Origin of the sequence: Rugamonas aquatica (assembly GCF_009380215.1) — a bacterium.
GTDB classification, from domain to species: domain Bacteria; phylum Pseudomonadota; class Gammaproteobacteria; order Burkholderiales; family Burkholderiaceae_D; genus Rugamonas; species Rugamonas aquatica_B.
The window spans coordinates 1-3407 of the sequence record NZ_WHUG01000036.1; the positions used below are offsets into that span (position 1 = coordinate 1).

Annotated in this window: 4 protein-coding genes; all 4 read left to right on the forward strand. The window is 64.7% G+C overall.

The features are described from left to right. On the forward strand, positions 1–1082 hold a 1082-nt coding region (locus tag GEV02_RS33620; protein WP_152841908.1), incomplete at its 5' end, for a flagellar hook-length control protein FliK. 205 nt (positions 1083–1287) lie between these two features. Beyond that, entirely contained in the window at positions 1288–1812 is a 525-nt protein-coding gene (gene fliL / locus GEV02_RS32480) for a flagellar basal body-associated protein FliL (protein WP_152841909.1), read from the forward strand. A 10-nt stretch (positions 1813–1822) separates the two neighbouring features. Further along, entirely contained in the window at positions 1823–2803 is a 981-nt protein-coding gene (gene fliM, locus GEV02_RS32485) for a flagellar motor switch protein FliM (protein ID WP_152841910.1), read from the forward strand. A gap of 44 nt (positions 2804–2847) precedes the next feature. Next, positions 2848–3273, forward strand: a complete 426-nt coding sequence (gene fliN, locus GEV02_RS32490; protein WP_152841911.1) for a flagellar motor switch protein FliN — start codon at positions 2848–2850, stop codon at positions 3271–3273. Positions 3274–3407 lie beyond the last annotated feature (134 nt).

Below are 3407 nucleotides of genomic sequence, written 5' to 3' on the forward strand. Positions count from 1 at the left end.
CCGCATCCGCCGCAGCCGGCGCCGCCGCGACCGACGATGCCGCCACCGCCGTCGACGCCAAGGCCAGCGCCGCCCCGCAAGCCGCCGCCACGCCCGATGCCGCCACCCTGAAAACCGCCCAGGCCGGCGACGACGCCAACGCCGCCGCCGACTTCAAGGCCGCCCTGAACCAGGCCGGCACGGCCGCGCAAACCGCCGCCGATGCGGCCGCCGCAGCCGCCAAGGCCGCCGCCTCGGCCAGCACCACGGCCCATTCCACCGGCGCCGCCATCACCGCAGCGGGCGGCAAGCAAGCCCCGATCGAAACCAAGCCGGTCAGCGCCGTGCCGGAAGGCCCGGTCATCGACCCCCTGTCCGACACCACCGACGCCGCCCCGGCCGCGCCGACGCAACCGGCGGCGCCGATCAAGGCCGGCCCCGGCATGGAAAACCACGACCAGGTCGCCCGCACCCAGCGCCAGTCCGATCCATTGCAAGCGGTGTTCACGCCGAAATCCACCCAGCCGACCGAAGCGGCGCCGGTGCTGAAGGAAGCCGCGCCGGCCATCACCATCGCGCCGGCCGCGCAATCGGCGCTGGAAGCGGCCAAGGCGGCCGTCACCGCCGTGCCGACGGACAAGCTCAGCAGCCGCGTCGGCACCCAGGCCTGGGACCAGCAACTGGGTCAAAAAATCATTTTCATGGCCGCCGGCGGCGAGCAAAGCGCCACGATGGAACTGAATCCGCCCGACCTCGGCCCGCTGCAGGTCGTGCTGAGCGTGAACAAGGACCAGGCCACCGCCGCCTTCAGCTCGGCCACGCCGGAAGTGCGCCAGGCGCTGGAGGCGGCCATGCCCAAGCTGCGCGAAATGATGAGCGAGGCCGGCATCCAGCTGGGCAACGCCACCGTCTCGGCCGGCATGTCGGACCAGAACAACGGCTTTAACCAGCAGGCCGCCGCGTCGGCGCAGAGCGGCGGCGGCCAGCGCGGCGGCAGCCGTTCGGGCGAGCGTTTCGGCGGCGACAGCGGCAGTACCGAGGTGGTGCGCAGCGCCCCGCCGGCGCGCCGCGTGCCGGCCGGCGCGGTCGACACCTTCGCCTGATCCCGGCCTTGAAGCGGCCAAAACCGGGAGCGGCGACAGCGCCTTCCCGGTTTTGTTGTTTGTTCCACCATGGAAACGTCGAGCAGCCACAGGATCGCCCTTCTTTTCGGCGTATGCTATGTCGCAGTCGCAACCGATAATGACATAATGGCGTCATGATCCACTTCCGCATCATGCAAGGGCTACTTTGAAAGCGAATCCAAAAATGAAAGCCGATCAGAAAGTTGAAGCAGCGCCCAGCGGTGGCGGCAGCAAAAAACTGATCATCATCATCCTCGCGGTGGTTTTGCTGCTGGGCGGGATCGGTGGCGGCGCGGCCTGGTTCTTCCTGCATGGCAAAGGCGACGCCGCCGAGGAAGAGGCGCCGGCCAAGAACAAGCACAAGAACGCCAAGAAGGCCAAAGCCGGCCCGCCGGAATATGTGCCGGTCGATCCGTTCACGGTCAACCTGCAACCGGGCGACAATGGCGGCGACCAGTACCTGCAACTGGCGTTCACGCTGGAAGTGGGCGGCCTGGAAGAAAAGGAAAACGTCAAAAACAATATGGCCAAGGTGCGCAGCCGCATGTTGCTGCTGCTGTCGAGCAAGCGCGCGATGGACATCAATACGCCGGACGGCAAGATCCAGCTGGCCAAGGAAATCATCGCCCAGCTCAAAGAACCCTTCGAGGACCGCGGCGCGCCGCAGGACATCGAAGATGTGCTGTTCACTTCGTTTATCATTCAGTAAGTAGATCGTCATGGCTGATAATTTTCTCTCCCAGGAAGAAGTCGATGCCCTTCTGAAGGGCGTCAACGGCGACCAGGACGATGTCCAGGCGCAGGAAGATGTCGCGGGAGTACGAACGTATAACCTGGCCACCCAGGAACGTATCGTCCGTGGGCGTATGCCGACGCTGGAAATTATCAACGAGCGCTTCGCCCGGCTGTTGCGCGTCGGCCTGTTCAACTTCCTGCGCCGCAGCGCCGAGGTGTCGGTCGGTTCGGTGCGGGTGTCCAAGTATTCCGAGTTCATCCGCAACCTGGTGGTGCCGACCAACCTGAACCTGGTGCACATGAAGCCGCTGCGCGGCACCGCGCTGATGGTGTTCGATCCGGGCCTGGTGTTCCTGCTGGTGGACAATCTGTTCGGCGGCGACGGCCGCTTCCACACCCGCGTCGAAGGCCGCGACTTTACCCAGACCGAGCAGCGCATCATCCTGCGCATCCTGGACATCGTGTTCGAGGCTTACACCAAGTCGTGGGAACCGGTGTATCCGGTCGAGTTCGAATACATCCGCTCGGAAATGAATACGCAGTTCGCCAACATCGCCACCCCGAACGAGGTGGTGGTGGCGTCGACCTTCACGGTGGAGCTGGGCTCGGTATCGGGCCAGATCCACTTCTGCATGCCGTACTCGATGATCGAGCCGATCCGCGATTCGCTGACCTCCAGCCTGCAGGGCGAGGCGCTGGAAGTGGACAAGCGCTGGATCCGCCTGATGACGCAGCAGATCCAGATCGCCGAGGTGGAAATCGTCGCCTCGCTGGGCACGGCCAAGGTCAATTTCGACGAGATCCTCAATATGCGCGTCGGCGACATCATCCCGCTGAGCATCCCGGAACTGCTGTCGGCCACGGTCGACGGCGTGCCGGTCATGGATTGCACCTACGGCGTGATGAACGGACAATACGCGCTGAAGGTGGAGAAACTGCTCGCCAATGCCGATAACATCAAATAACGCCGGCGCAACCGCTGCCGGCGACCGCAATACAGGAGAGAAGCATGTCGGATAATCAAGACGATACGATGGACGACGACCCATGGGGCGCGGCGATCGCCGAGCAAGCCCAGGCCGAAGCGGCCGCGCTGGAAAAACAGCAGGCCCAGACGGCCAGCGCCGCCGTGTTCACGGATTTTTCCAGCACGCCGAGCAAGTCTGAAACCCATAACGATATCGATTTCATCCTCGATATCCCGGTACAGCTGACGGTCGAACTGGGCCGTACCAAGATCGCCATCAAGAACCTGCTGCAATTGGCGCAGGGCTCGGTGGTGGAGCTCGACGGCCTGGCCGGCGAGCCGATGGACGTGCTGGTCAACGGCTGCCTGATCGCCCAGGGCGAGGTGGTGGTGGTGAACGACAAGTTCGGTATCCGCCTGACCGACATCATCACGCCTTCCGAACGTATCAGAAAACTGAATAAATGAAGCACGGACTGAGCTCAACCCTGATCCTCGCGGCGGCCTTGGCCGCCGCGCCTGCAATGGCCCAGCGCAGCGTGTCGGGCACCATCGGCGGCCCGCATGCGGCCAGCGCCAGCGCAGCGCCGGCGCCGGCCGCA